This is a genomic window from Streptosporangium sp. DT93 (genome assembly GCF_049844535.1).
In the GTDB taxonomy this organism is placed as follows: domain Bacteria; phylum Actinomycetota; class Actinomycetes; order Streptosporangiales; family Streptosporangiaceae; genus Streptosporangium.
The window spans coordinates 109,747-130,777 of record NZ_JBNCLF010000004.1 but is presented as its reverse complement, the minus strand read 5'-3'; the positions used below and the strand labels follow the sequence as shown (position 1 = coordinate 130,777).

Sequence of the window (21,031 nt, the reverse complement as noted above, 5' to 3'; positions counted from 1 at the left end):
GGCTCCTTCCCTCGTCGAGGGGGATCGATCGTTCCTCACGATCCCCCTCTCCTCGGTCCAGTCCCCGGCGCGGCCTCACGGTCGGTTCCCGGCGCAGCTTCACGTGTGCCGGGTCCCTGGGGAGAGGGGAGGGGCCGGCCGGATTTCGAGATCGCCGAATCGGTCGCCGACATCACGCTGGGACTGCTTCGTGGGCCGCGCCGGGGACTGGGCCGAGGAACGAAGGAGCCGGGTTCGAGCGGCCGAGCCGTGACGCGTCCCGCTCCGATCCCTGCCTGGTGCTCCCCGACCCCGGCGGCCCCGGAAGGTGCGGCCTGCTGAACACGATGGCGGCCCACTGGGCGGTGGCCATCGGTCCCGCGGTCGCCGTCGACGAGGGCGGGCCCTCGCTCGGACCGGCCCGCAGCGCCCTGGGCGGCGGCCCGCGCGCCCGGTCAGCCGCTCTCGCGGGCCGCGATCAGGACGGCCACCCCGTCCAGGATGCGTTCCAGGCCGAACGAGAGGGCGTGGGCGGGGTCGGTGATCGCCTGGTACGCCTCGCCGGACGCCTGCCCGACGCGGGAGGCGACCGGGAAGCGTCCGGCGTCGGTGAACCGTTCGAGCAGCGGGGCGTTGGACAGCCACCACTCGTTGTCGGTCATCCCGCTCTCCCCCTGGACGCGCAACAGGTCGGCCCCGGTCCTGGCGGTGCTCTCGACGTGGGCGAGGACCAGGGTGAGGACGGAGTCCATCTCGACGTCCGACAGCCCCACGCCCTCCAGCGGGCGCAGCTCGGCCTCGTACTTGAGCGTGGCGTTGGGCCCGAGCGTGGAGCGCGGGTCGCGGGCCTGGAGCATCCAGGGGTTGCGCCGGTACAGGTCCCAGTTGCGGGCGGCGACGTACTCCAGCGCGCCCCGCCACCCGCCGGGCTGCCGGGACGGCGCGTCCACGTCGGCGTACAGCTCCCCGTACGCGGTGTCGATCATGAGGTCGAGCAGCTCGCCCTTGCCCGGCACGTGGGTGTAGAGGGACATGGTCCCCACCTCCAGCCGTTCGGCGACCTGGCGCATGGAGACCGCGTCGAGGCCCTCGGTGTTGGCCAGCTCGATGGCGGCCAGGACGATCGAGCGCACCGTCAGCCCGGAACGGCCCGGTTTGGTGTGCGAGCCCCACAGGAGGGCGAGGCTGCGTGCCGGGTCGGCGTCGGAGGCTTTCTTCGCACTCACGGGATCGGTCTCCAGGTTCTCGGCGTCACATCCACCGTAGCGGAGCCGTACGCTGTACCGTACGATATACGGTAGGTTGCGTGTCGCGCCGGGCGGATCCTCCGGCCGGGGCGGCGCGGGAAGGCGGGTGAGCACGGGTGATCCGTGAGAGGGCCACGGCGAGGGCCGGGGCCGCGATCGTCGCGGACGGTCTGCGCAAGACGTACGCGAAGGCTCCGCCGGGTACGGGGCTCGACGGCTTCGACCTGGAGGTCGCGACCGGCACGGTCTGCGGCCTGCTCGGCCCCAACGGGGCGGGCAAGACGACGGCCGTCAGGATCCTGTCCACGCTGCTGCGCCCGGACGCGGGCCGGGCGAGCGTGGCCGGGTTCGACGTGCGGGCCGACGCCGGGCGGGTCCGCGAGCGCATCGGGCTGGTCGGCCAGTACGCCGCGGTCGACGAGATCCTCGGCGGCCGGCAGAACCTGGTGATGTTCGGCAGGCTGAACCACCTGCCCGCGGCGCGGGCGCGGAGCCGCGCCGACGAGCTGCTGGAACGCTTCTCGCTGGCCGACGCCGCCGACCGGCCCGTCGGCGGGTACTCCGGCGGCATGCGCAGGAGGCTCGATCTCGCGGCGAGCCTCATCGTGACGCCGCCGGTCCTGTTCGTGGACGAGCCCACCACCGGCCTGGACCCGGCCGCGCGCCGCCAGGTGTGGGCGGCCGTGCGCGACCTGGTCGACTCCGGGACCACCGTGCTGCTCACCACCCAGTACCTGGAGGAGGCGGACCGGCTGGCCGACCGGATCGTGATGCTCACGGCCGGCAGGGTCGTCGCCGAGGGCACCCCGGAGGAGCTGAAGTCGGCCCTCGGCGGCGACCGGATCGACGTCGTCCTGGCCGACGCCCGGGACGCGGAGGCCACGCGGGTCATCGCGGAGCGGGTCGCGTCCGGCGAGGTCCTCCTGGACGCCGCGAGCTGCCGGGTCGGCGTCCCGGTCTCCGAGCGCACCCGGGCGCTCGTCGCGCTGGTCACCGCGCTCGGCGACGCCGGGATCGAGCCGGTGGACGTCACACTGCGCCGCCCGACGCTGGACGAGGTGTTCCTGCACCTGACGGGCGAGGACCGCCGGACCGCGGGAGCCGGTACGGGCGCGGCCGTCCCCGTCCCCGTCGCCGAAGGGAGGGTGTCCCGATGAGCCTCACGACCCCCGTACCGGCCTCCTCCGGCGGGTTCCCGCCGACCCGGCCGACCCGGCCGACCCGGGCGACCCGCGCGGCCCGCGTGGTCACCGACTCCTGGACGATCGCCCTGCGGGACCTGCGGCACTGGGTCCACCGGCCGGGACCGGTCGTCGTCGGCTGGTTCTTCCCGGTCCTGATGGTGCTGATGTTCGGCGGCCTGTTCGGCGGCGCCATCGGCGGCCCGGGCACGGGCGGCTCCGGTACGGGGGACTACATCGACTTCCTCGTCCCCGGCATGTTCGCCATGGCCATGCTGTTCGGCCTGGAGGCCACGATGACGGCGGTCACCACCGACGCGTCCAGGGGTGTGACCGACCGGTTCCGCTCGATGCCGATGAACTCCTCCGTGGTCGTCATGGGCCGCGGGATCGCCGACATGCTCGACTCGGCCGTCGGGCTGGCCGTCCTGTTCGCGGCCGGGCTGCTGCTCGGCTGGCGGCCCGGGGGCGGACCGGAGGGCACGCTCGCGGCGGTGGGCCTGCTCCTGCTGCTCAGGTTCGCCCTGCTCTGGGTGGGCATCCTCGTCGGCCTGGTCGCGGGCGGGCCGGAGACGGTGACGTCCGTGCAGATCCTGGTCTGGCCGGTGGGATTCCTGTCGGGCGTGTTCGTCGATCCGGCGACCATGCCCTCCTGGCTCGGCGCCGTCGCGGAGTGGAACCCGCTCTCGGCGACCGCGACCGCCGTCAGGGGGCTCCTCGGCGACCCCGGCCGGGTGGGGGAGTCCTGGGCCGCGCAGCACGCGACGCCGATGGCGGTGATCTGGCCGCTGCTGCTGATCGCGGTCTTCCTGCCGCTGTCGGCCCGTACGTTCCGCAGGCTCGGGGACTGAGACACGCGCACGCCGGCCGGAGCGTCCTGGCCGGCACCGCACGGCACCGGCACGACATCGGCCTCGCACGGCCGTGAAATCGGCACCGTACGGCACCGGCACGACATCGGCCTCGCACGGGCGTGAAATCGGCACCGTACGGCACCGGCATCGCACGACACCGGCAAGGCGTCGGCACGGCAGGCGCCGGTGCGGTGCCGGAGAAGCGGCCTTCCGGTATTCCTCACCCCGGAAGGCCGCTTCCACACCTGTTCTAACCCTTTCGTTCTAGATCGCGATCTTGAGCGATTTCCGACTTAGGATGCCGCAGTGCCCGTGACTCCTGGTATCCGCCGACTGCTCGGCTGTCTCGTCGCCCTGACCCTGCCGGTCGTGCTCGCCCCGCCCCTCCCGGCGGCCGCCGACGCCGCCGCTACGGTCACCGGGACGACCGCCGAAGCCGCCCCGGCGCCGTCCGCGCGTTCCTCCGCGGCCTCTCCCGCGGCCGCGGCCGACATCGTGCTGCCCGGCACCCGGGTCACCCTCAGGGAGCAGGCCGCCGACGCGCTCAAGGTGTCGTCCTACTCGCTGGGCAGGACGACCTACCTGCGCCGGGGTGCGGGGTTCACCCGGCAGAGCACCTATCAGGAGATCACGGTCGCCCCCAAGGGCGGCAAGGCCCTCGCGGTGCCCACCTCCTACCGGAGCGGTTACGACACGGCCGTCCTGCTCGACCTGGCCGCCTCCAAGGGCATCGTGATCCGTACGGTGCGCAAACCGCTCGTCGCGCACCACGCGCACTGGAGCCGCGACGGCCGCAAGGCGGTGCTGACCGTCCAGCGCAAGAGCGGCTCGGCGTGGGTCACCTCGGGCTTCGTGATCGTCGACGCCTCCGCGAGGACCGCCAAGCCGACGATCGTGGCCAAGGTCGACAAGGCCGCGCGGTTCCGCTGGAGTTCCGACGGCTCCGACGTGGTGGCCGAGTACCAGGGCGGCACCCGCTTCTACGGCCAGGACGGGGCGGTCCGCCGCACCCTGACCAAGACCGGCAGGCCCGCCGGAGGGGAGGACGCCTTCACCCCCTCGGGCCGGAGCCTGATGACCTGGTGCCCGTCCACCTACACCGAGCACGTCTGCGTGTGGGACCGCACCTCGGGCAGGCTCGCGGCCAAGGTGCCCGGCATCCGGCCGAAGGCCCTGTGGGGGTGGTGGGACGAGAAGCAGTTCATCGCCGTCATCCCCTCCGGGGGGCACTACCAGGTGGTGCTGTCCACCCTCCAGGGCAAGGTCACCCGGGTGCTGGCGGCCTTCGCCGCCGCCGACTGGAACGCCAAGATCTACCTGGGGTACACCCGCCGCTGACCGGCACGTCGCGCGGAACGCCTGATCCGCCGTCCCGGTCGCGGCCGTCCCCGGGGAAGCGGACGATCTCCCGGTGCCCTCGGCGCCGGACGGTCCTCACAGGTACAGGCCGGTGCCGTTGTCGGTCTGGGGGGTGGCGATGGCGTGCAGGTCCCGCTCGCGCATGACCAGGTAGATCTGGCCGTGCACCTCGACCTCGTACTGCTCCTCGGGGTTGAACAGGACCTTGTCGCCGACCTTGACCGCGCGGACGTTCTGGCCCGCACCGCAGACCTCTCCCCAGACCAGGCGGTTGGCCATCTTCACCGTCGCCGGGATGACGATGCCCGCGGTGCTGCGCCGTTCCTCGGACTCCTGCTCGACCTTGACCATCACACGGTCGTGGAGCATCTGGATCTCGAACTTGGGGTCGCCCACAGATGCAGTTTATGGGAACGCCGGAGTCGTACCGGCTCGTCCGCGTGAGAAGGGGTCCGCCCAGTAGTATCCGGCGTCATGACGTCTCCCGAGCTGGTGAACGGCTTTCTCGACTGGTATCTGACCGCGAATCCCGTCTACGCCTCCCTCGCCGGGGCCCGGGGGTACGACAGAACCCTGGGGGACTTCACCGAGGAGGGCCTCCTGGCCCAGGAGCGGGAGGCGCGCAACTGGCTGGAGAGACTCCAGGCGCCGCCCGCCGGAGCCACCGCGAACGGCGGGAATCCCGGGGATCCCGGGGACTTCGACGACGAGATCGACAGGGAGCTCGTCGTGTCCACGCTGCGCGGCGAGGTCGCCTACCAGGCCTGGCCGCTCTGGAGGCGGGACCCGGCCGCCTACGTGGGCCCCGTCTTCTCCTCCATGTTCGGCCCGTTCCTGCAGCGGCTCGCGGGCGAGGACGAGCTGGTGGACGCGGCCGTCGCACGGCTGGCCGAGGTGCCGGACGTCCTGGCGGCCTGCCGTGCCAACCTCGACCCGGCGCTGGCCGCCCCCCTGCTCGTCGAGCGGGGGCTCGGCCAGGCGCGGACCGCCCGGGCCTTCCTCACCGGGACGGTTCCCGGCCAGGTCGGGGACGAGGTCCTGCGCGCACGCCTGGCCGAGGCGGCCGAGCCCGCGGCGGCGGCCTTCGACGAGCTGGTGGGGTTCCTGGAGGGCTTCCGGGCGGAGGGCACCTGGCGGATGGGGGAGGAGCTGTACTCCACCCTGCTGCGCGAGCGGGAGATGCTCGGCTACGGCGCCGGCGAGCTGCTGGAGCGGGGACGGGCCGCCTACGACGAGCTGGACGCGCGGATGCGCGAGGTCGCCGCCCGGCTGGACGGCGGCTCCGGTGACTGGCACGCCGCCGTCACCGCGCTGCAGGACGACCACGCGCCGACGCTGGAGGCCATGCGCGCCGAGTACGAGGCCGAGACCGAACGCGCCAGGGAGTTCGTCCGGGAGCGCGGCCTGGTGACCTTCGCCCGGGGAGAGGAGTGCCGGGTCGTCCCGTCGCCGGAGTTCCAGCGGCCCATCATCGCCGTGGCCTCCTACATGTCGCCCCCGCCGCTGTCGACCTCGCGGATCGGGCACTTCTTCGTGCCGTTCACCCCGTCGTCGTTCACCGAGGAGCAGGTCCGCCACCGGCTGCGCGGCAACGCCAGGGCGCAGATGCCCTCCATCGCGGTTCACGAGGCCTACCCCGGCCACCACTGGCACCTGTCCTGGGTGGCGGACAACCCCCGCCGGGCGCGCAAGCTGCTGCGCACCCCGTACTTCGCCGAGGGCTGGGGGTTGTACGTGGAGAGGCTCATGGCCGAGCAGGGGTACTTCACCACCCCCGCCCAGGAGCTGGCCCACCTGGACTTCCGGCTGTTCCGGGCGGCCCGCATCATCGTCGACACCTCGCTGCACTGCGGCGACATGACGGTCGAGCAGGCCGAGGAGTTCATGACCACGCGCTCCTCGCTGCCCCACGGCACGGCCGTGGGCGAGGTGAACCGCTACTGCGCGTGGCCCACCCAGGCGCCGTCCTACCTGACCGGCGCCCTGGAGATCGACCGCATCCGCGACGACTACCTGGCGGCCGGTCGCGGTGACCTGCGCGCCTTCCACGACACGCTGGCCGGTTCCGGCGGCCTCCCGCTGGGCCTGGCGCGCCGGGTCGCCATGGAGGGCCCTGTCGGCGCTACGCCCTGAACGGCACCGGTGCCGCCGGTGTCTTCGGCGCCGGTGCGGTGAACGCCGTGGCGGTGGCGGGCACGCCGGCGCGGCGCCGGGTCTCGGGGACGATCAGCGGGGTGCCGCTCTGCGGGTCCTCGATGATCTCGCAGCGCAGCTCGAAGACCTCCCGCACCAGGTCGGCCGTGACGATGGAGGCCGGGTCGCCCTCCGCGACGATCCGGCCGTCGCGCATCACGATCAGGTGGGTGGCGTAGCGGCAGGCCTGGTTCAGGTCGTGCAGCACGGCCACCATGGTCCTGCCCTGCTCGTGCAGGTCGGCGCACAGGTCCAGGACCTCGATCTGGTGGGCGATGTCGAGGAACGTGGTCGGCTCGTCCAGCAGCAGGATCGGGGTCTCCTGGGCCAGGGCCATGGCCAGCCAGACGCGCTGGCGCTGACCGCCGGAGAGCTCGTCGACGCAGCGGTCGGCCAGCTCGGTCACGTCGGTCGACCTCATGGCCGCGGCCACCGCGACCTCGTCCTCGCGCGACCACTGGCGCATCATCCGCTGGTGCGGGTAGCGGCCCCGGCCCACCAGGTCGGCGACCGTGATGCCGTCGGGCACGATCGAGCTCTGCGGCAGCAGGCCCAGCCTGCGCGCCACCTCCTTGGAGGGCAGCGAGGTGATCACGCTCCCGTCCAGGTGGACCGCCCCGGCGCGCGGCTTGAGCATGCGGGCCAGGGCGCGCAGCATCGTGGACTTGCCGCACGCGTTGGGGCCGATGATGACCGTGAACGACCCGTCGGGGATCGTGACGTCCAGGTCGGTGGCGACCACGCGCTTGTCGTACGAGAGCGTCAGCCCGGTGCCGTACAGTCTCAACGTCGTTCCCTCCTGAGGAGAAACACCAGGTAAAGGCCGCCGATGGCGGCGGTCGTGACTCCCGCCGGCGACCGGGCCGGTGCGATCAGCGCCGGCGCCGCCCTCCTTCTCCGTCGGCCTTGGTAAGGCAAGGCTAATCTAATGAAAAGGTCATTAAGGTGAGCCTAGCCTTTGGAGTAATGGATGTCGCCATCCGTCATGCCGGGGCGGGGGACGGCGTCGTCGTGGCGAGGCGAGGTTCGCCGCGGATGTCGACCACGTCACGCCAGAAGATCGTGACGGACGGGACGCGGGTCACACGGGTCGTCCGGGTTTTTTGCGGAACGGGCGGATCGCGCGGGTCTCTTGTGGAACGGGCGGATCGCGCGGATCTCTTGTGGAACGGGCGGATCGCGCGGATCGCGCGGGACCGGGTCAGGCGAAGGAGCCGCGCACCTCGACGATGTCAGCCAGCGGGAACTCCAGATAGTCGCCCGCCTCCTCGCACCACGCGTCGAGCACGCCGCTGCGCAGCTCGCCGTGGCTGATGGTGGCAGTCAGGCCGTCGGCCAGCGTGATGGCAGCCCGTACCCCGCGGTCGACGACGAACCCGAGCAGCGACTGCTGCGCGGTCGGCAGCCGGGAGGCCATGCGGCCGATGACCGCCCACGTCCTGCCGCCGGGCTGGGCGGCCTCGTCCTCGGCGCCCAGCAGGCGCTGGGCGTGCTCGCGCGGGTCGGGCGGCGGCTCCACCAGCGGGTACGCGGGCTGCTCGAACTCTGCCACCCGCCCCCCGGGCAGCAGGATCAGCCGCCCGTTCTGCGGCTCCTCCACCCGGGCGCGGCGGATGGTGATCTCCCCGGTGTCGGAGACGGGCACCGGCGCGTAGCCGTTCTCCCGCAGCGCGGCCAGGGTCCTGTCGGCGGGCTCCGAGCTGGCCAGCACGGTCGGGGCCAGCAGCCGCAGGCCCAGCCTGCCCAGCCGCCGGTGCGCGGCGATCTCGGCGAGCAGCACCGGGTCGGAGGCCTGCACGATGCAGGCGACCGTGGTCACCGTCACCTCGCCGTGCCGTCTGGCCACGTCGTGCACCAGGTACTCCAGAGGCTGCGGGACGGTGCCCACCGCGGCGAGGTCGGCCAGCAGGCCGTCGGCGGTGCAGCCGGCGTCCATGGCGCGGCGCACGCTGGCCGGGGTGAACCGCCAGACCGAGGCGGCGCCGCGCGACTCGCGCTCGGCGGTGCGATCCAGCAGCTCGGCCAGCTCACCGGCCGGGGGGCCGGTCACGACGGCGGTGAGGTCGGCGCCGAAGAGCGCGCTGCGCCGTACGCTGGCCAGCGCCCTGACGGAGCACTCGACCAGCATCGGGTCGTTCTCCACCAGCGGGGTGCAGTCGTCGATCTCGTCGCCGGGGAAGGCGTCCAGCCCGGCCAGGGCGCGGCCGAGGTCGGTGATCGTGTCGAGGGCGACCAGCCCGAGCATCCTGGCCTCCTCCAGCACGGCGGGGGCGCACTCGGCCAGCAGCGACCGGTCCAGCAGGGGGGCGTGCCAGTGCGCCGACCTGACCAGCCCGGCGCGGTCGGTGCACGCGGTGCTGGCGGGCAGCCGGGCCAGGACGCCGAGCACCGCCCGCCTGGCGCGGGCCACCATGGCCCCGGCGGGGTCGTCGCCGAGCACCGTGCCGTACTTGCCGGCGACCTTGCGCAGCGACGAGCGCTCCATCCGCCACCACGCCGAGAGCAGCACCCGCAGCCTGGCCGCGGCGTCGTCCAGCCGCCAGCGGTCGAACTTCTCGGTGGGCACCAGCCCGCCGGCCGGCTCGTCCCAGGCCAGCAGCCGCGCCACCGCGCAGACCTCCAGCAGCAGCCGGGTCTCGTCCTCGTCGCAGCCGGTGTCCCTGGCCACCCGCCGGACCTCGCGCACGCCGACGCCACCCGCCTTGAGCAGGGGCAGCGGGGACTTCGCGGTGTTCTCCAGCATGGCGGCGCAGCGCTCCACCACGTGCGGGGCGGCCAGCGTCATCAGGTGGTCGACCGCCTCGGGATCCACCGGCATGGTGGCCAGGTCGGGCGGGACGGGCGTGAACGGCGGGTGGTAGTCGGGCCCTCGCAGCGCGAGCGCCACCTCCCGGGGCATCTCGGCCACGTTCCAGCTCGGGCGGAACAGCAGCCCGTGGTCGGCGGCCCATTTCTCCGGGGCCCCGGGCACCACGAACCTGCCGCCCTCCACGTCGCGGACCGGGCCGTCCCAGGCGAACGCGTCGAGCAGCCGCGCGGTGCCCTCCGGCGCCCTCTCCAGCAGCGCGGCCACCCGCGCGGGGTCGGAGAGGATCTCGCCGATCCTGCCGATCACGCGGCGCTTGGGGCCGTTCGGCAGGCCGAGGGACCTGGCCAGGCCGCGCAGCGCGTCGGCGCTGACCGTCCAGGAGTTGAGGTAGTGGGGGAGGGGCTCGCCGAGCCCGCAGGGCGCCGCCCACCACCGGGCGACCCCCTCGGCCACGCGGATGCGTCCCTCACCGTCCGGCCATGCCAGCGCGTGGTCGAACAACAGGTCGAGCCAGGGCGTCACCTCCGGCTCGGGCACGCCCAGAAAGCGTGCCACCGCGGCCGGATCGGCCTGCTCACCGAGGGCCAGCGACGCCTGCGCCACCTCCAGCGAGGGCAGCGGGAGGCCGCGCATGACCTCCATCACCGCGAAACCGTTGCCCAGTCGCTGCGCCAGGGTGTCCAGGCGGCGCGGCCACGGCGGGGCGATGGCGTCCAGCCGGTTGGCCAGAACTCGGGCGAGCCGTTCTTCGTCGAGGGTTTTCAACCAGCCGAGCAGGTGATCGTCCATCTCGCAGCTCTTTCAGGAATCTCGCGCGGGGACTCTCCGTGAGCCATAAACATCCACGGTAATGCAGAGGGCATCTCTGACGGTGTCTACCGCGCAGAATGCGCCGCGTTATCACGGCCCCCGTCCGGTTCCGGCCGTTCCCGGGACCGCCGGGCGGGAGGGGGCGGTTCCGGGAACGGCGGGCGCCGTCCGGGGGAAGGAGGAGCGGCGCCGTCAGGAGGGGGCCGGCAGGGCCTCGACGTCACGGAGGTGACGGACGTCGAGGGCGCGGAACTCAGGTGGCGGGACGCAGGGGAGGCGGCGGCGGAAGCGCGGTCACGGCCGGTCGGGCCCCTCGTGGTGGCCGGTCCGCAGGACGGCCCAGACGATCTTGCCGTAGGGGGCCAGCGGTGCCCAGCCCCAGCGCAGGCTCAGGGACTCGACGATGTGCAGCCCGAGGCCGCCGATGTCGAGGGCGGAGGGGGTGCGGAGCGAGGGGAATCCGGCCCCGGGGTCGTTGAGCGTGCAGGCGACCGTCGCGCCCCGGCGGAGCAGGGAGAGCCGGATCGGCTCCCTGGCGCGGGACTCGGCCAGCCGCAGGCCGTGCCTGAAGGCGTTGGTGGCCAGTTCGGAGACGACCAGCTCCATGTTCTCGCTCAGCTCGCCGAGACTCCAGCCGGTGAGGGTGCCGGTCGCGAAGTTGCGGGCGGAGTGGACGGACTCGGCGTACGGGGGGAGCACGAAGGTGGCGCTGGCCGTGACCGCGGGAGATCCGGGAAGCAGATCGCGGGCGGAGTCGGGCCACCATCCTGCGGGGGGCCACCAGTCAAGGGTCGTCCAGGACGTGGAGGCTCGGGGGGGCGCGGTTTGGGCGGACTGCACAGCCGCCATCATGGTGCAAACTCCCGTGCAGGTGCAAGGGCGAATGCACGTGCATAAGACCTGTGCAACCGCTACCGTTACCCATGATTGGGCCAAATCGCGCGAAAGGGGATCTTGTCCGCGGCCAGGGATTCTTAGGCCGCGAAGTGACAGACTGTCGATCCAGGAAAGCGAGCGAGGAGCACTACGTGTCCATGGATCCGCCCGGTACCGGTTCCACAGTCCGGCGCATCATGCTCGGTGCGAGCCTGCGCCGGCTGCGTGAGGAGAAGGGGCTCGCCCGCGAGGCGGCCGGATTCCACATCCGCGCCTCGGAGTCCAAGATCAGCCGTATGGAGCTCGGCCGTGTCGGTTTCAAGACACGTGACGTGGAAGACCTACTCACCCTGTACGGCGTTCTCGACGACGCGGAACGGCGCGGCCTGCTGGAGATGGTCCGCGAGGCGAACACCCCCGGCTGGTGGCACAAGTACGGCGACCTGTTGCCGCACTGGTTCACCACCTACGTGGGGCTGGAGGAGGCCACGAACATGATCCGCACCTACGAGGTGCAGTTCGTTCCCGGTCTGCTGCAGACGTCCGCCTACGCGCGCACCGTGATCCGGCTGGGCTACCCGGACGTGCCGGACGCGGAGATCGAACGTCGTGTGCACATGCGCATGCAGCGGCAGGATCGCCTGACGAAGAAGGACGGCCCCCGGTTGTGGGCGGTCATCGACGAGGCGGCCCTGAGGCGTCCCATCGGAGGCAAGGAGACCATGCGTGAGCAGCTCCAGCACCTGCTGGAGGTGGCCACACTTCCCAACATCACCCTTCAGGTGATGCCCTTCCGGTTCGGCATGCACGCGGCTGAGGGTGGTGCGTTCAGCATCTTGCGGTTTCCCGAGTCCGACCTGTCGGACGTCGTCTATGTCGAGCAGCTCTGGGGTGCCCTCTACCTGGACAAGCGTGAGGACATCGATCCATACCTCACGGCCATGGAGCAGTTGTGCGTGGAAAGCACCACGCCCGGGGGCACCGCCGAGATCCTCGGCGACCTTCTCAGAGAGATGTAAATGAAGCCGACCTACAACGGTATGCCCGCCACTGACCTTGCCGGGGCCAGCTGGCGCAAGAGCCGCTACAGCAACTCGACGGGTAACTGCGTCGAGCTGGCCGAACTGTCGGACGGCAGCATCGCGGTCCGCAACTCGCGTTTCCCCGAGGGTCCGGCCCTGATCTACACCCGGGACGAGATCCGCGCCCTGGTGCTCGGGGTGAAGGACGGGGAGTTCGACGGTCTCACGGTGTAACGCCGTTTTTACATCGGGGCGGTCCGGTTAACCGCGCCGCGCCGGTGGTGTAACCGGGGAAGTGGGCCGGCACGGAAGAGTTCGAGCTCACAGTGATTGGGGGCTCAGACGTGCTGGACCAGATGACCTTGTATCCGGTGGCCGACGACGTGCTGATCGCGCCAGGCGGGCGCGTCGTGATCCGTACCTACGGCGTCGCCTCGGCCGCCACGGGGGAGGGTGCGCCCACTCCGGTGTCCTATCGCACATGGGTCACCGGAGTGCGCGACCAGCCGAGGTACTGGCGATGGGGACACTTCGAGGACGCCTGCCACGGCCACCGCAAGGTCCTCGAATGGCTGACCGGCCGCGGGCCCCAACCGGCCGCCGCCGCGGCCTGAGCCGGACCTTCCCGGTAGCACCCCTTGAACCGGACATCGTGAGCCGGACCTTTTGCACCAGGCCCCTTGAGCCGGACCTCTCGGATCATACCCCTTGAGCCGGACTCCGCCCCGAGCCGGGCATTCCTGAGCGGAACCCTGCCGTGAGCCGGGTATTCCTGAGCCGGACCCTGCTCCGAGCGGGGCCTCGCCCCGGGTCGGGCCTCGCCCTGTACGACATGATCCTCCTCGGCTAGTGTGCCAACCAAGCATTCGCTTGGGTCAAGGAGGCGTTCACCGTGCGGCGAGGCATCTACCTGGTCGAGGAGGTCGACTTCCGGCCCATGAACTCCCGCAGGCCGCTGGAGTACCTGACCTGGCTGACCGGCTACAAGCGCCAGGACGAGGAGCGCGACGCCCCCGAGCTGACCGAGGGACTGTCGATCAGGTCCCGCGACATCGACCTGGTGGGCGCCTTCTACGCCGTCGGCATCACCGGCCATCCCCAGTTCAGGGCCGTCACGCTCTGGGACTGCCACGGAGGCTGGGACGGCGGCTGGCGGCAGATGATGGACATCTACGACGGCGTCGACGCCCGGCTGTTCCTCTCCGACATCGACGACCTGCGCTTCTCCGCCTTCTCCCGGCCGCTGGGCGCCGTCCACGGCAGCCCCGCCCTCGCCGACCTGGTCGCCGAGGGCTACGCGGCCCCGTTCTACCTGTTCGAGAGTGCCCAGGTGCGGCCCGGAGCCGCGCTCGACTACCTCGACGCCGTACGCGCGGAGCGCGCGCCCGTCCTCGCAGACCACGGTCACCGCCCGGTCGGCCTGTACGAGGTGCTCTTCTGCGACACCGAGGTCGTCACCGTCTGGGGCATGACGCTGGACGACCACCTGGCGCTGCAGCGCTCCAGGGACGCCGCGCTCGGCCTGGACGACGAGGTGGAGGCGGACGGGCGGCTGCTCGACTGGAGCAGGCGGGCCAGGGAGTTCCTCGCCGGGCCGTGGCGGGAGACCCTGCTGGCCCCCTTCCCCGGCTCCCGCCTCTCCCCGCTCGCCCGTACCGCCCCTCCGGCCCGGTTCTGACGGGGTCCACCGGGACGCTGGGGCGACCCGCCGGAGGGCGACCGCTCAGACGGGCGCCCTGCCGACGGGCGCCGTCGCGAGGGGCGCGTTCCAGGCCAGGACGACCGGCTCGCCGTGCTCGAAGCCGAGCCGGGAGTAGGTCCCGGTGTCCAGCCGGAAGAGCCGGCCGTCCTCGGGCGGCAGGCCGAGCCAGCGGGCGCACAGCACCCGCAGGTAGTGCCCGTGCGCGACCAGCACCACGTCACCGTCGACGGCCGTGGCGCGGGCGATCACCCGGTCCGCCCGCGCGCCGACCTGTGCCGCGCTCTCGCCGGGGTGGTCCGCGTCACCGGGGACGACGCCGTCGCGCCACAGGTACCAGCCCGCACGGGTCTCGCGGATCGTGGCGGTGGTGATGCCCTCGTAACCGCCGTAGTCCCACTCCCACAGATCCGGTTCGGTCTCGCAGGCGTCCAGACCGGCCAGCCGGGCGGTGTCCCTGGCGCGCAGGGCCGGGCTGACCAGGGCGAGATCGAACGCCCGGTCCACCACCAGCGGGGCCAGCCCGCGCGCCTGCTCCTCGCCCTTGGCGGTGAGCGGCAGGTCGGTACGCCCGGTGTGCCGGCCGTCCCGGCTCCACTCGGTCTCGCCGTGCCGCAGCAGCGTCATCTGTTTCATGACGCCCATCATGGCGTCGGACGGGGCCGGGAGGGCGGCAGGGGATCGCCGGTGTCCCGCACCCGTCCGGGACCGCGGTGAGGGCGCCTGTCCCGAGGCAGGTGGCGGGAGGGGGCCGGCGGCGGGGTCAGCGGCCGGAGAGTTCCTGCACGACCGGGGTGAAGGCGTCGAGGTCGCGCTCGTGGTGGAGCACGAAGTAGGACAGGTCGTGGGTGTCGCGCCAGTGGCGGAGCTTGTCGGCGATGTCGCGGCGGGTGCCGAGCAGCACCTGGGGGGTGTCGTCCTGGCGGGAGGAGTCCGCGGCGCTCCACGGCTCGCCGCGCCTGCGGATGCCGACCTGCTGGACGCTGGTGCCCAGCTCGATCCGGTCGTAGCGGTCACCGGCCGCCCGCCGTACCACGTCGATCTTGGCCAGGAAGGCGGCCTGCCCGCCGTCCGTGCCGTCGGGGCCGGTGCCGTCGGCGCGTACCCGCATGCCCAGGTTGATCACGTCGGCCTCGCGGGCGGCGAGCCCGAGCAGGCGCGGGCCGCCGCCGCCGAGCAGCAGCCGGGGGTGGGGACGGCTCCACGGCGCGGGGCTCTGGTCCAGCTCGGTGATCCGGTAGTGCTCGCCGTGGAAGGTGAAGGGCCCGCCCGCCCACAGGCCCTTGAGCACGGCGATCGCCTCGGCCAGCCGGTCCACCCTGACCCGGGGCGGCTCGAACGCCAGCCCGGTGGAGGCGTAGTCGGCGGCCATCCAGCCGGTGCCGAGGCCGAGCTCCAGCCGTCCCTCCGAGAGGAGGTCGACGGTGGCGGCCTCCTTGGCGAGCACCGCGGGGTGGCGGAAGTCGTTGGCGAAGACCAGGGTGCCGACCCGCAGGCGCCTGGTGGCGCAGGCGGCCGCGGTCATCGCCGCGACCGGCGCGAAACGGGGACCGACCAGGTGGTCGGGGACGAGCAGGACGTCGAAGCCCGAGTCCTCCAGGCGGCGCGCCTTCTCGGCCCACTCCCGGGCCGAGCGGGCCTCACGGATCACGGCGGCGAACCGGAACGGACGGTCCATCGGATGTCCCCTTATTCAGGCCAAGCGCTTGATAAGCATAGGCGCGGCACCCCGGGCCGGGAAGCCCGGCGCGTGATCCGCTTCGGGCGCCTCGACGGGCGGTCCCGGGCGACGCCCGGCATCTTTACCAAGCGCTTGCTTTATTCGCGGGTGAGGTTCGACACTGGGGCCATGGCTGACGACACCCCGGTCCGGGACGTGACCGACGACGAGGTCGCCTTCTTCGCCGAGAACGGCTGGGCGGTGCTGCCGCGCCTGGTCGACCCCGGGCACGTGGCCCTGCTCCGCGACCGGGCCCTGGAGCGTCTGGCCGAGCGCTCGCGCGCGGTGACCTCGATGGTCGACCGGGCGTTCGGCCAGTCCAGGGACGTCGCCGAGACCGACGCGTACTTCCGCGACCTCGCCGCGGCCCCCGCCCTCGGACGCGGCGCCACCCGGCTGCTGCGCGGGGTGAGCCGGGTGCGCATCCAGGTGACCAACCTGCTGATCAAGGAGCCGGGCGGCGGGCACGGCGCCACCGCGTTCCACCAGGACTTCCCGTGGATGCCGATGGACCGCTCGGCCATGATCACGGTCTGGCTGGCGCTGGTGGACGTGCCCGCCGGCATGGGCTCGCTGCGGTTCCTGTCCGGCTCCCACCGCCACGGGCTGCTCGGCCGTTCCTTCACCCGCGACGGCGACGACCAGTTCGCCCAGCATCCCTGGCTCGAGGAACGGGAGGCCTCCCCGCCGCTGGACCTCGCCGCCGGGGACGCGACCGTGCACCACGCGCTGACCGTGCACGGCGCCCCCGCCAACAGCGGGGACAGCGCCCGGCTCTCGTTCACGGTGACCTACTTCGACGCGGACGCGCTCTACACCGGGACGCCGTACGGGCAGACCGACGGCCTGGGGCTGGTCGTCAACCGCCCGTTCGAGCACCCGAGGTTCCCCGTCGTCGCCCATGCGTGAGCGGGCGGCGGGCACGCCGGCGGACACGGGCACGGGCACGGGCACCGGATCGGGGACGGGGATCGGCATGCCGGACGGCGCGGGGGCGGGCGTGGAGACGGTCGCCGGCAGGGTCGCGGACCCGGGGGCGACGCTCATGCACGAGCACGTCTTCGGCCTCAGCCCGGAGATCCTGTGGAACTGGCCCGACATCCCCGAGGGGTGGGAGCAGGAGCGGCGCGCCCGGGAGGCCGCGGCCAGGCTGGACGACCTCAAACGGCACGGCATCGACACGATCGTCGACCTGACCGTGGTCGGGCTGGGCCGCCACGTGCCCGCCGTGCAGCGGGTGGCCGAGCTGACCGAGGTCAACATCGTGGCCGCCACCGGCCTGTACACCTACGACGCCCTCCCGCCCTACTTCGGCAACCGCGGGCCCGGCTCGCTCTTCGGCGGCCCCGACCGGCTGGCCGAGTTCTTCGTCCGGGACATCGCCGAGGGGATCGGCCGTACCGGTGTGAAGGCCGGTGTGCTGAAGTGCGCCAGCGACCACCTCGGCATGACGAAGGGCTGTGAGCGGGTGTTCCGCGCGGTCGCCGAGGCGCACCTGGAGACCGGGGTGCCGATCTCCACCCACTCCCACAGCGCCTCCGGCGGCGGCCTGGAACAGCAGCGGCTGCTGGCGGGGCTGGGGGTGGACCTGTCCAGGGTCGTCATCGGTCACGCGGGCGACTCCACCGACCTCGCCTACCTGGAGGAGCTCATCGCCAACGGCTCCTACCTGGGCATGGACCGGTTCGGCATCGAGACGATCAGCCCGTTCGAGGACCGGGTGGCCGTCGTCGCCGAGCTCGCCGCGCGCGGCCACGCGGACCGGATGGTGCTCTCCCACGACTCCTACTGCTTCAACGACCGCTTCGACGCCGACGTCGTGCGGCGCCGCCACCCGAACTACCACCTGCTCCACATCTCCAGGGACGTGCTGCCCGAGCTCCGCAGGCGGGGCGTCACCCCGGAGCAGATCGACCGGATGCTCGTCGCCAACCCCCGCGCGATCCTCACCCGGCGCGAGACGCGCGGGGCCGTACCCGGAGGCACGTCATGATCACCGCTGAGGACTTCGACGTCGGCGCGGCCTGGCACGTCGCCGCCCCCTACGACTTCCTGCGCAGGCTCCGCCGCGAGCACCCGGTGTTCCGCAGCGAGCACCTGGACGCCCACGTCCTGACCAGGTACGGGGACGTGCGCGCCGCCTACGGCGATCCCCGGCGGTTCTCGTCGGAGGGCTCGCTGACCATCTCGCGCAGCCTCGCCGCCGAGACCCGGCGGGTGCTGGGCGAGCACGGCTCGTTCCTGTCGAGCTTCGTCGCCAACGTGGACCCGCCGGCCCACACCCGGCTGCGCCGCTCGGTCTCGCGCGCCTTCACCCCGCGTGCCGTCGCCGCGATGGAACGGCGCTTCCGCGACCTGAACGAGGAGGTGCTCGACCGGGTGGCCCCGCACGGCGGCGCCGACCTGGTCGCGGAGATCGCGCACGTGCCCTCGGCCAGGCTCACCGCCCGCTTCATCGGCGTGCCCGAGGAGGACGAGGACTTCGTCAGGGAACACGTCAGGGACTGGTTCCAGCTCTTTCTGTCGCCGCAGCCGCCCGAGCGCCAGCTCGCGCTGGCCGGGAGCTTCCTGGCCTACCTCGACTACGTCGACCGTCTGGTCGCCGCGCGTGCCGCCGAGCCCCGGGACGACTTCGTCTCGCTGATGACCTCGCTGATCGGCACCGAGCTCTCGCACCGCGAGGTCGTCGAGCTGATCTCCACGATCCTGCTCGGCGGCAACGACACCGTGCCCAACCAGCTCGGCAACAGCGTGCTGCGGCTGCTGCGCGAGGAGGTCTGGCCGGTCCCGCCGGAGCTGCTGCGCACCGCGGTCGAGGAGTGCATGCGCATCGACGGCGCCAGCCTCGGCTCGTTCCGCCACGTCACCGCCGACGTGGAGCTGCACGGGGTGACCATCCCCGAGGGCTCGCTCTGCCTGCTCTCCACCGACTCCGCCGCCCACGACGAGGACGTCTTCGACGCGCCTGAGGAGTTCCGCCCCGCCCGCCGCAACGCCGACGCGCACATGACGCTGGGGTACGGCATCCACTTCTGCGTGGGGGCCGCGCTCGCCCGCCTGCAGCTGCGCACCGCGCTGGAGGTGCTGGGCGAGCGCCTGCCGCGACTGCGCCTGGCACCGGGCGCGCCGCCCGTCGCCTACCGTACGTCGATCGTCGGCCGTGGCCTGACCGCGCTGGAGGTCGAATGGTGACGCGCCCCGGCGACGGACCTTCGGGCGGACCGGCGGAGGAGCCGGCTGGTGGGCCGGCGGAGGAGCCGGCTGGTGGGCCGGCGGAGGAACCCGCGGGCGGACCGATGAGGAGACCGGCGGAGAGGCGGGCGGAGAGGCCGGCGGGAAGACCGCTCGGAAGACCGGTGGGAGGACCGGGCGGCAGGCTGGCCGGCCGGGTGGCACTGGTCACCGGGGCGGCCTCCGGGATCGGCGCGGCGACCGCGCGGCGGCTGGCCGCGGAGGGAGCCCTCGTCGGGGTCGCCGACCTGTGGATCGCCGGGGCGCGCCGGGTCGCCGGGCAGATCAGGTCCGCCGGCGGCACCGCCTGCGCGCTCCGGTGCGACGTGTCCCAGGAGGCGGAGGTGAGGGCCGCCGTGTCCGAGCTGACCGCCTCGTTCGGCCCGCTGGACGTGCTGCACTCCAACGCCGCCTGCCTGGACCGCGAGGTCTACGGCCGCGACCGGGACGTGCTCGACCTGGCCGTCGAGGTATGGGACCGCACCATGGCGGTCAACGTGCGCGGGGCGATGCTCATGGTCAAGCACGCCGTCCCGGTGATGCGCGACGGCGGCGCGATCGTGCTGACCTCCTCGGTCTCCGGGCTGGTCGGCGCCGCCGACCACGCCGCCTACGGAACCTCCAAGGCGGCCCTGACCGGTTTCACCCGCTACGTCGCGACCATGTACGGCTCGCGCGGCATCCGCTGCAACGCGATCGCCCCCGGCCTGGTGATGACCGACGCGGCACGCGAGGCGATGCCGCCCGAGCGCCTGGCCGAGAAGGCCGCGGAACGCCTCCTGCCGTGGCCGGCCGAACCGGACGACGTGGCCGCGCTGGCCGCCTTCCTCGTCTCGGACGAGGCGCGGTGCGTGACCGGCCAGACGATCGTGCTCGACAGCGGGACCACGGCGCATCGGCCCGAGCACGCGATCAGGGTGTGGGAGCGTGCGAGACTGGATCGGTGACGTTATCTGTGGGTCTGGTGGGCGCCGGACCATGGGCCGAGATGGTGCACGCGCCGATGCTCGCGGCCGGTCCGAACACGCGTCTGGCAGGTGTGTGGGCACGCCGCCCCGAGGCCGCGGCCAGGTTCGGGGCCCCGGTCTTCGAACGCATCGAGGAGCTCTTCGACAACTGCGAGGCCGTGGCGTTCTCCGTCCCGCCCGCGGTCCAGGCCGAGCTGGGCGTGCTCGCCGCCAAGGCGGGCAAGGCGCTGCTGCTGGAGAAACCGCTCGCCGCCGACCTGGACGGGGCCCGCCGGCTGGCCGAGGCGATCGCCGAGGCGGGCGTACCCTCGCAGATGGTCCTCACCTGGCGTTACTCGCCCGCCACCCGCGCCTTCCTGGCGAGGGTCTCGGCCCTCGAACCGTTCGGCGGCCGGGCGGCCAACGTCTCCGGCGCGATGCTCGGCGGGGACTTCGCCACCTCCTGGCGGCTGGAGCGCGGCGCGATCCTCGACGTGGGCCCGCACATGATCGACATGCTGGACGCGGCGCTCGGCAAGGTCGTCGGGGTCCGCGCGCACGGCAACCCGCTGGGCTGGGTCGGGCTGCTGCTGGAACACGAGACCGGCGCGGTCAGCGAGGCGTCGCTGTGCATGAGCGTGCCGGGCGAGGTCCCGCCCTCCCAGGTGGAGATCTACGGCCGGCTGGGCCGCGAGTCCCTCGACGACACCCGGCTCGGCTCCGACGCCTTCTCCCTGATGCTGGCGGAGTTCGCGCTGACCGTACGGCGGGGCGGGCATCCGCTGGACGCCGCGCACGGCCTGCGCCTGCAGGAGATCATCGCCGCCGCCGAGGAGCAGCTCGGCTGAGAGCACGGCGGGGCGGTCCTGCCGGAAGGGCCGGGAGGCCGGGAGGCCGTGACACCGGGACGGCCGAGGGCCGTGACATCGGGACGGCCGAGGGCCGTGACACCGGGACGGCCGAGGGCCGTGACATCGGGACGGCCGAGGGTCGTGGCACCGGGGTGACCGGGGTGACCGTGATACCGGGACGGCCGAGGGCCGGGACGCCGGGGCGACCGGGGACCGTGACACCGGGGCGGCCGGAGGGATTGATACCGTTCGT

The 21,031-nt window shown here is 72.9% G+C and carries 20 protein-coding genes; 13 read left to right on the top strand and 7 right to left on the bottom strand.

The window, feature by feature from the left end; all coding sequences use genetic code 11:
• Positions 1-434 precede the first annotated feature (434 nt).
• Positions 435-1,205, bottom strand: coding sequence for a TetR/AcrR family transcriptional regulator (locus ACLQ2R_RS10995; RefSeq protein ID WP_425959291.1), 771 nt, complete (start codon positions 1,203-1,205; stop codon positions 435-437).
• A gap of 137 nt (positions 1,206-1,342) precedes the next feature.
• Between ACLQ2R_RS10995 and ACLQ2R_RS10990 the strand changes: the two genes are divergently transcribed.
• The 3 genes from ACLQ2R_RS10990 to ACLQ2R_RS10980 all read left to right on the top strand — a co-directional run bounded on the left by ACLQ2R_RS10990 (position 1,343) and on the right by ACLQ2R_RS10980 (position 4,599).
• Positions 1,343-2,383 (top strand): ATP-binding cassette domain-containing protein, encoded by a 1,041-nt coding sequence (locus ACLQ2R_RS10990; protein ID WP_425959290.1) that lies wholly within the window; start codon positions 1,343-1,345, stop codon positions 2,381-2,383.
• Positions 2,380-3,258 carry an ABC transporter permease gene (locus tag ACLQ2R_RS10985; protein ID WP_425959289.1) on the top strand — a complete coding sequence of 293 codons (879 nt, stop codon included), beginning with the start codon at positions 2,380-2,382 and terminating at the stop codon, positions 3,256-3,258. Before ACLQ2R_RS10990 ends, ACLQ2R_RS10985 begins: the two co-directional genes overlap by 4 nt.
• Positions 3,259-3,567: 309 nt before the next feature.
• Positions 3,568-4,599, top strand: coding sequence for a hypothetical protein (locus ACLQ2R_RS10980; protein ID WP_425959287.1), 1,032 nt, complete (start codon positions 3,568-3,570; stop codon positions 4,597-4,599).
• Positions 4,600-4,695: 96 nt separating this feature from the next.
• Here ACLQ2R_RS10980 and ACLQ2R_RS10975 read toward each other — a convergent pair whose 3' ends face one another.
• The gene (locus ACLQ2R_RS10975) at positions 4,696-5,016 is read right to left on the bottom strand and encodes a GroES family chaperonin (protein ID WP_386232223.1); all 321 of its coding nucleotides are present in this window, start codon (positions 5,014-5,016) and stop codon (positions 4,696-4,698) included.
• 78 nt (positions 5,017-5,094) lie between these two features.
• Between ACLQ2R_RS10975 and ACLQ2R_RS10970 the strand changes: the two genes are divergently transcribed.
• Positions 5,095-6,753, top strand: a complete 1,659-nt coding sequence (locus ACLQ2R_RS10970; RefSeq protein ID WP_425959286.1) for a DUF885 domain-containing protein — start codon at positions 5,095-5,097, stop codon at positions 6,751-6,753.
• On the opposite strand, the gene ACLQ2R_RS10965 is transcribed toward ACLQ2R_RS10970, so the two are convergent.
• From ACLQ2R_RS10965 to ACLQ2R_RS10955, 3 genes are all read right to left on the bottom strand, one after another.
• Complete coding sequence (locus tag ACLQ2R_RS10965) at positions 6,743-7,600, bottom strand: ABC transporter ATP-binding protein (protein WP_425959285.1); 858 nt, start codon at positions 7,598-7,600, stop codon at positions 6,743-6,745. The genes ACLQ2R_RS10970 and ACLQ2R_RS10965 overlap by 11 nt on opposite strands.
• A gap of 414 nt (positions 7,601-8,014) precedes the next feature.
• Entirely contained in the window at positions 8,015-10,411 is a 2,397-nt protein-coding gene (locus ACLQ2R_RS10960; protein ID WP_425959284.1) for a helicase-associated domain-containing protein, read from the bottom strand.
• Positions 10,412-10,726: 315 nt separating this feature from the next.
• Positions 10,727-11,281 carry an ATP-binding protein gene (locus ACLQ2R_RS10955; RefSeq protein ID WP_425959672.1) on the bottom strand — a complete coding sequence of 185 codons (555 nt, stop codon included), beginning with the start codon at positions 11,279-11,281 and terminating at the stop codon, positions 10,727-10,729.
• Positions 11,282-11,466: 185 nt separating this feature from the next.
• Here ACLQ2R_RS10955 and ACLQ2R_RS10950 point away from each other — a divergent pair, with 185 nt between their 5' ends.
• The 4 genes from ACLQ2R_RS10950 to ACLQ2R_RS10935 all read left to right on the top strand — a co-directional run bounded on the left by ACLQ2R_RS10950 (position 11,467) and on the right by ACLQ2R_RS10935 (position 14,008).
• A complete protein-coding gene (locus ACLQ2R_RS10950) occupies positions 11,467-12,327 on the top strand; it encodes a helix-turn-helix domain-containing protein (RefSeq protein WP_425959671.1) in 861 nt (286 codons plus the stop codon).
• Positions 12,328-12,564: a DUF397 domain-containing protein gene (locus tag ACLQ2R_RS10945; protein ID WP_386232247.1), complete on the top strand. Its 237-nt coding sequence runs from the start codon at positions 12,328-12,330 to the stop codon at positions 12,562-12,564.
• Between the two features lie 122 nt (positions 12,565-12,686).
• On the top strand, positions 12,687-12,944 hold the full coding sequence (locus tag ACLQ2R_RS10940) for a hypothetical protein (protein WP_362803356.1): 258 nt from the start codon (positions 12,687-12,689) through the stop codon (positions 12,942-12,944).
• A gap of 278 nt (positions 12,945-13,222) precedes the next feature.
• Positions 13,223-14,008 carry a hypothetical protein gene (locus ACLQ2R_RS10935; RefSeq protein ID WP_425959283.1) on the top strand — a complete coding sequence of 262 codons (786 nt, stop codon included), beginning with the start codon at positions 13,223-13,225 and terminating at the stop codon, positions 14,006-14,008.
• Between the two features lie 45 nt (positions 14,009-14,053).
• Here the strand turns inward: ACLQ2R_RS10935 and ACLQ2R_RS10930 are convergent, their stop codons facing one another.
• Positions 14,054-14,665 (bottom strand): histidine phosphatase family protein, encoded by a 612-nt coding sequence (locus tag ACLQ2R_RS10930; protein WP_425959282.1) that lies wholly within the window; start codon positions 14,663-14,665, stop codon positions 14,054-14,056.
• Positions 14,666-14,792: 127 nt separating this feature from the next.
• The gene (locus ACLQ2R_RS10925) at positions 14,793-15,707 is read right to left on the bottom strand and encodes a TIGR03621 family F420-dependent LLM class oxidoreductase (RefSeq protein WP_425959281.1); all 915 of its coding nucleotides are present in this window, start codon (positions 15,705-15,707) and stop codon (positions 14,793-14,795) included.
• A 171-nt stretch (positions 15,708-15,878) separates the two neighbouring features.
• Here ACLQ2R_RS10925 and ACLQ2R_RS10920 point away from each other — a divergent pair, with 171 nt between their 5' ends.
• The 5 genes from ACLQ2R_RS10920 (at position 15,879) to ACLQ2R_RS10900 (ending at position 20,775) form a co-directional block, all read left to right on the top strand.
• Positions 15,879-16,658 (top strand): phytanoyl-CoA dioxygenase family protein, encoded by a 780-nt coding sequence (locus ACLQ2R_RS10920; RefSeq protein WP_425959280.1) that lies wholly within the window; start codon positions 15,879-15,881, stop codon positions 16,656-16,658.
• A complete protein-coding gene (locus ACLQ2R_RS10915) occupies positions 16,651-17,742 on the top strand; it encodes a phosphotriesterase family protein (protein WP_425959278.1) in 1,092 nt (363 codons plus the stop codon). The genes ACLQ2R_RS10920 and ACLQ2R_RS10915 overlap by 8 nt, the downstream gene beginning before the upstream one ends.
• Positions 17,739-18,941 carry a cytochrome P450 gene (locus ACLQ2R_RS10910; RefSeq protein WP_425959277.1) on the top strand — a complete coding sequence of 401 codons (1,203 nt, stop codon included), beginning with the start codon at positions 17,739-17,741 and terminating at the stop codon, positions 18,939-18,941. The genes ACLQ2R_RS10915 and ACLQ2R_RS10910 overlap by 4 nt, the downstream gene beginning before the upstream one ends.
• Before the next feature lie 164 nt (positions 18,942-19,105).
• The gene (locus ACLQ2R_RS10905) at positions 19,106-19,927 is read left to right on the top strand and encodes an SDR family NAD(P)-dependent oxidoreductase (protein ID WP_425959276.1); all 822 of its coding nucleotides are present in this window, start codon (positions 19,106-19,108) and stop codon (positions 19,925-19,927) included.
• A complete protein-coding gene (locus ACLQ2R_RS10900; protein ID WP_425959275.1) occupies positions 19,924-20,775 on the top strand; it encodes a Gfo/Idh/MocA family protein in 852 nt (283 codons plus the stop codon). The genes ACLQ2R_RS10905 and ACLQ2R_RS10900 overlap by 4 nt, the downstream gene beginning before the upstream one ends.
• Positions 20,776-21,031: the final 256 nt, after the last annotated feature.